The 6,034-nt window shown below is 32.1% G+C and carries 4 protein-coding genes; all 4 read left to right on the top strand.

Features of this window, described 5'->3' with window-relative positions; genetic code table 11:
* Positions 1-311: 311 nt before the first annotated feature.
* Positions 312-935 (top strand): archaeal proteasome endopeptidase complex subunit beta, encoded by a 624-nt coding sequence (gene psmB, locus ACKI67_RS07560; RefSeq protein WP_407462874.1) that lies wholly within the window; start codon positions 312-314, stop codon positions 933-935.
* Positions 936-1,344: 409 nt separating this feature from the next.
* On the top strand, positions 1,345-3,255 hold the full coding sequence (locus ACKI67_RS07555; RefSeq protein ID WP_407462872.1) for a beta-CASP ribonuclease aCPSF1: 1,911 nt from the start codon (positions 1,345-1,347) through the stop codon (positions 3,253-3,255).
* Between the two features lie 178 nt (positions 3,256-3,433).
* Positions 3,434-4,453, top strand: a complete 1,020-nt coding sequence (purM, locus tag ACKI67_RS07550; protein WP_407462871.1) for a phosphoribosylformylglycinamidine cyclo-ligase — start codon at positions 3,434-3,436, stop codon at positions 4,451-4,453.
* Between the two features lie 119 nt (positions 4,454-4,572).
* Positions 4,573-5,601: an L-sulfolactate dehydrogenase gene (gene comC, locus ACKI67_RS07545; RefSeq protein WP_407462870.1), complete on the top strand. Its 1,029-nt coding sequence runs from the start codon at positions 4,573-4,575 to the stop codon at positions 5,599-5,601.
* Positions 5,602-6,034: the final 433 nt, after the last annotated feature.

Raw genomic sequence — 6,034 nt, 5'->3', positions numbered from 1 at the left:
AAATATAGAAATTACAATAAAATAAATCAGATGATGGAAATTATTTAAAAATTGTCCAAAATAACGAAACTATTATATATAATGTATAACATAATATGAATAGGTTAGGAAAAGAGTTATAATTGTAAGCATTAATTAGTTTTATCTATTTATATAACTTAATGAAACCTAACGATTTTCTAATTTTAATAATAATTTCAATCATTTTTAAATAGTATATTAAAAATTTATACTTTTAGATTATAATTTATTATTTAAGATTATTTTATGCTTTAAATTTAATTTTACATTATTATACGAGGTGTATTAATATGGCTGATAAAAACACTTTTGAAGGTACAACCACTGTAGGTATTACCTGTGTAGATGGTGTTGTATTTGCAAGCGAAAGAAGAGCAAGTATGGGAAACCTTGTTGCTCACAAAGTAGCTGAAAAAATATTCAAAATTGATAATCATATTGCAGCAACCATTGCAGGATCTGTTGCAGGTGCACAAGGTTTAATGAAAATCATCAGTGCTGAAACTGCATTATACAGATTAAGAAATGGTAAGGATATTAGTATCGAAGCGGCTGCATCTGTAAGTTCTAACATATTACGCTCCTCACCTGCATATGTACAAACTCTTATCGGAGGAGTAGATGACACTGGTGCATCCATTTATTCTTTAGATGCAGCAGGTGGTATGATTAAAGATACCTTCATCTCTACCGGTTCAGGTTCTACATTTGCATATGGTGTTCTTGAAGACAGATTCCACGAAGACATCACTGTAGAAGAAGCTAAAGAATTAGCATTAAGAGCTATCAAAGCAGCTACAGAAAGAGATACCTATTCTGGAAATGGATTCTTAGTAGCGGAAGTTACTAAAGACGGATTCAAAATGTTAGAAAAAGAAGAAGTTGAATCTATTATTGAGAAAATCAATAAATAAAAAAATTCAATTAAAAGTTGAATCTATTGTTGAAAAAATCAATAGCTAAAAAATATATACGAATTATTATTTTTTAACTTTATTTTACAACTAATTTTACATATTACAGTATAGATAGTATATGCAATAAATTAAGTAAACATCTTTTTTATGACACACAAGCTGTTTATTTAAGTGAGAATATTGAATTAGATTCGTAGATTATTCAATATTCTTTAATATTTTTTTCATTAGCCCTTTAAAAATCTAGTCTATTTAATAGATATTTTTGAAAAAAACCATGAACGGCTTATTTAAAAATTAACCAAAATTTACTTAACGAATATTCCAAGATAATATAAAGAATCCAAGGAAATATTGATTTTATACCATATGCTAATTTTATACTTCTATTTTTCGAAGTGATAATATGGCTTCAAACGTTTTAGAAGAAATAAGACAAAAAATCATGAAAAAACTACCTGATGAAGTTCAATTAGCTAATATTGAATTTGAAGGTCCCGAGGTTGTTATATATACAAAAAACCCAGACATTGTAGCAGACAATGGGGACTTAATCAGAAACTTAGCAAAAGAACTTAGAAAAAGAATTATAATCAGATCAGACAAGTCAGTTTTATTGGATTATGAAGAAACCATTCAAAAAGTAAGGGAAATCGTTCCAGAAGATGCTGAAATAAGCAACATTACTTTTGATGAAGTGACAAATGAAGTGGTTATCGAAGCAACCAAACCTGGACTTGTGATTGGAAAGTACGGAGTTACTTCCAGAGAAATCGTAAGAAAAACCGGTTGGGCTCCAAAGATTTTAAGAAGTCCTCCAATCAGATCTGACATAATCGACAGAATCAGAAATACCTTAATGCGCAACAGTAAGGAAAGAAAGAAAATCTTACAGACTTTAGGTGCAAGAATCCACCAAGGCGGAAAATATCCTAATGAATGGACAAGATTAACCGCAATGGGAGGATTTAAAGAGGTAGGACGTTCTTGTATGTTACTTCAAACTCCAAACAGTAGAGTATTGCTCGATTGTGGAGTAAATGTAGCTGGTCAAGATGAAAAAAGTTCATTCCCAATGCTTGGAGTTCCTGAGTTTTCAATTCAAGACCTTGATGCAGTTGTAGTATCTCACGCTCACTTGGACCACTGTGGATTCATTCCTTACCTTTACCACTATGGATACGAAGGACCTGTTTACTGTACCACCGCAACAAGAGATTTGATGACCTTATTGCAATTGGATTACATTGATATTGCACATAGGGAAAATAACCCACTTCCTTTCAACGTAAAGCATGTGCAAAAAATGATCAAACATACCATCACTCTTGATTATGGTGAAGTAACTGACATTTCTCCAGACATTAAATTGACTTTGCATAATGCTGGACACATTTTAGGTTCTGCTATGTGCCACTTCCACATTGGTGATGGAGCACACAACTTGCTTTATACTGGAGACTTCAAATACGAAAGAAGCAGATTATTGGAAGCTGCAACCACCAGATTCCCAAGAGTGGAAAGTTGTATTATGGAAAGTACATATGGTGGACATGAAGATGTGACCCCTTCAAGAAACAATGCAGAAAAAGAATTGATGAAAACCATCTACAAAACCTTGAAACGTGGTGGAAAAGTATTGGTTCCTGTATTCGCAGTAGGAAGGGCGCAAGAATTGATGATTGTGCTTGAGGAATACATGCGTCATGGAATGATTTCAGAAGTGCCAATCCACCTTGACGGTATGATTTGGGAAGCAACTGCAGTTCACACTGCTAGACCTGAATACTTAAGCAAAGATTTGAGAGATCAAATTTTCCATATGGGAAGAAACCCATTCATAGCAGAATCATTCAATAAGGTTCAAAACAATGCTGAAAGAAAACAGATTGTTGAAGGAGAACCATCAATCATACTTTCAACTTCCGGTATGTTAACCGGAGGAAACTCTGTAGAATACTTCAAATGGTTATGTGAAGATAAAAGAAACACAATTATTTTCGTAGGTTACCAATCCGAAGGATCTCTTGGTAGAAGAATCCAAAAAGGACACAAAGAGTTACCATTTGAAGATGAAACAGGTAAAACAAGAGTCTACGATGTAAAAATGGAAGTAAAAACCATTGAAGGATTCAGTGGTCACTCCAACAGAAGACAATTGATGGAATTTGCAAAAAGATTACATCCAAGACCAGATAAGATCATTACCTGTCACGGAGACCCATATAAAACTGTTGACTTGGCTTCAAGCATTCACAGAAGTTATAAAGTTGAGACTAAAACTCCACTTATTCTTGAAGCGACAAGACTTCAATAATCAAAAATTTTTGATTATTGATTAAATTTTCATTAATTTTTAATATAATATAAATAATAGCTAAAACAAATATTAAAATGTTAGCTATTATTTAAATAATTATTATTAATTATTTATTAATAATTTAATAGCCAAATAAAAATAAAAACTTTAAAAAAATTATTATTAGGTGAATTTTATGGTTACTTACTCAGAATCTGGTGTAGACATTGATTTAGAAGCATTGACTGTTTCAAAATTAGCTTCAAAATTACAGCCAACATTGGAATACAGAAATATTATAACTGATAGTGGACACTTTGCAGCATTGGTTGAACTTGGCGACAAGGCTATTGCTATGAGTACCGATGGTGTAGGAAGTAAAATATTAGTTGCAAAAATGATGGAAAAATATGACACCGTTGGAATTGACATGATTGCAATGGTAGTTAACGATATCCTTTGTGTAGGTGCAGAACCTATTGCATTGGTAGACTACTTGGCTGTTGAAGAACCAGATCCAAAAGTAGCTGAAGAAATCGCAGATGGTCTTGTTAAAGGTGCTGAAGAATCACAAATTGCCATCATCGGTGGAGAAACAGCTTCTCTTCCAGGAATTGTAAAAGACTTCGATTTAGCAGGAACTGGAATCGGTTTTGTAGACAAGGACAAAATCATTACAGGTGCAGACATTGAAGCAGGAGACATCTTGATTGGTCTTAGAAGCAGTGGTATTCACAGTAACGGATTAAGTCTTGCAAGAAGAGCAATCTTTGAAGACGGAGGATTCACTGTAGAGGATAAAATGCCAAATTCAGACACTACTATCGGTGAAGAATTATTGAAACCGACCCAATTATATGTTAAAGCAATTGTAGAGCTCTTAAAACATGACTTTAACATCAAAGGTCTTGCTCACATGACCGGTGGTGGAGTAAACAACCTTTCAAGACTTAAAAAAGGAATTGGTTTTGACATTACCGATTATCCTGAACCACAAGACATTTTCAAATTAATCTATGAACAAGGAGTTCCTTTAGAAGAAATGTACAAAGTTTTCAATATGGGAGTTGGATTCTGCGTAATTGCAAGTCCTGAAGAGGCTGATGCTGTTGTAGAAGCATTGAATGAGAATATTGAAGCTTTCAAAGTAGGAACAGTTACTGACGAAGAAAAGATAACTGTAAAAACATTTGAAGGAACTGTAATCGAATACTAAATTTAAACAAATTTACCTAAAATAATTATTCAATTAATTAAAAAAAATATAAAAATGCATTAAAAATAAATCTTACAAAGATTTTCAACAAAAGCCAATCATAGAAAAGGAGGGAAAGAATGAGGATTAGTGTTGAAAACGAAAGAAAACTTGTTAATGAAATCTTAGTCAATATAGGTGTGCAAGAAGATCATGCTAAAATAATTACTGAAGCGACTTTAGACTCTGACTTAAAAGGTTTCACTTCTCATGGACTTGGAAGATTCCCACAATACATTAGAGGAATCAAAAACGGTTTCATTGAAACCAAAGGTGACTACGAAGTTGTAAAGGATGAAGATTCCATTGCACTCATTGATGGAAAAAGCTTATTTGGGCAATACATTGCACATGAAGCTATGATGATGGCAATCAATAAGGCAAAGGAAACTGGTATTGCTGCAGTAGGTACCTTCAATTCAAACCACTTTGGAATTACCGGATATTACTCTGACTTAGCTATTAGAAATGATATGATTGGTATTGTAATCTGTAACACTGAACCTGGAGTTGCTCCTTTAGGTGGTAAAAAAGCTATTCTCGGAACTAACCCAATAGCTATAGGTATCCCTTCTGAAACTTACATTGCTGTTGATATGGCAACTGCTGTAAGTGCTAGAGGAAAAATATTGGAAGCTAAAAGGAAAGGTGTGGAAATTCCTCCAAACACTGCAATCGATAAGGATGGAAACCCTACCACTGATCCGGAAGCTGCTTTAGGCGGTTCTATCCTCCCATTTGGTGGAGTAAAAGGATACGCTTTAAGCTTCATGATTGAAATCATGTGCGGACCTCTTGTAAATGCAGCATTTGGTACTCATGTAACAGGTACTGCTGGAGATTACAAAGAAGACTGTAACAAAGGAGACTTGTTTGTAGCAATCAACCCTGCAAAATTCGTTTCAATTGACGCATTCAAAGAACAAGTTGAAGAATTCGTCAAAGAAATCAGAGAATCAGGAGACACCTTCATACCAGGTGACCTTGAAGTAAGAAGAATTGCTGAAAATGAGGAAAATGGTTTAGAAATAGATGAAAAACTCTATGAAACTTTACAAACCATTTGTGAAGATACTCATATAGATTTAGACAGTTACTTAACTGAATAAATCTACCTTTTTATTTTTTACTATTTTTTACTTTTTTACTTTTAATTATTTTATTATTTTTACATTTTTAACTTTTCAATTTTTTTACTAATTTTATTGATCAAATTTTTTCAATTTTTTTTACATAATTTACTATTTTTAAAAATTTATAAATTTTATAATTTTCATATTTTTCAAGCACTTTTTTTAAAAATTTTTATGAAAAAATACTAAAATTTTTAACATTTCAACGAGTGTAATAAATTTTATAATGAAAGTTTATTAAATAATAGTTTAAATTAAAAAGTATTAAAATTATTAATCAATTAATTAAAATTCTGAAAGTATAAATAATAATATAAAAATTGATAAGTTGAGATGTAGATAAGGCAAATGAAAAAAAGCAAAGTAGTGCAAAAATGAAAAAATGATTTTGTGAAAATAGAAAATTGTG

It is taken from the genome of Methanobrevibacter sp. (genome assembly GCF_045577275.1).
Classification (GTDB): Archaea; Methanobacteriota; Methanobacteria; order Methanobacteriales; family Methanobacteriaceae; genus Methanobrevibacter.
Note: the sequence above shows the minus strand (reverse complement) of the source record. Positions and strands in the feature narration are given on the sequence as shown.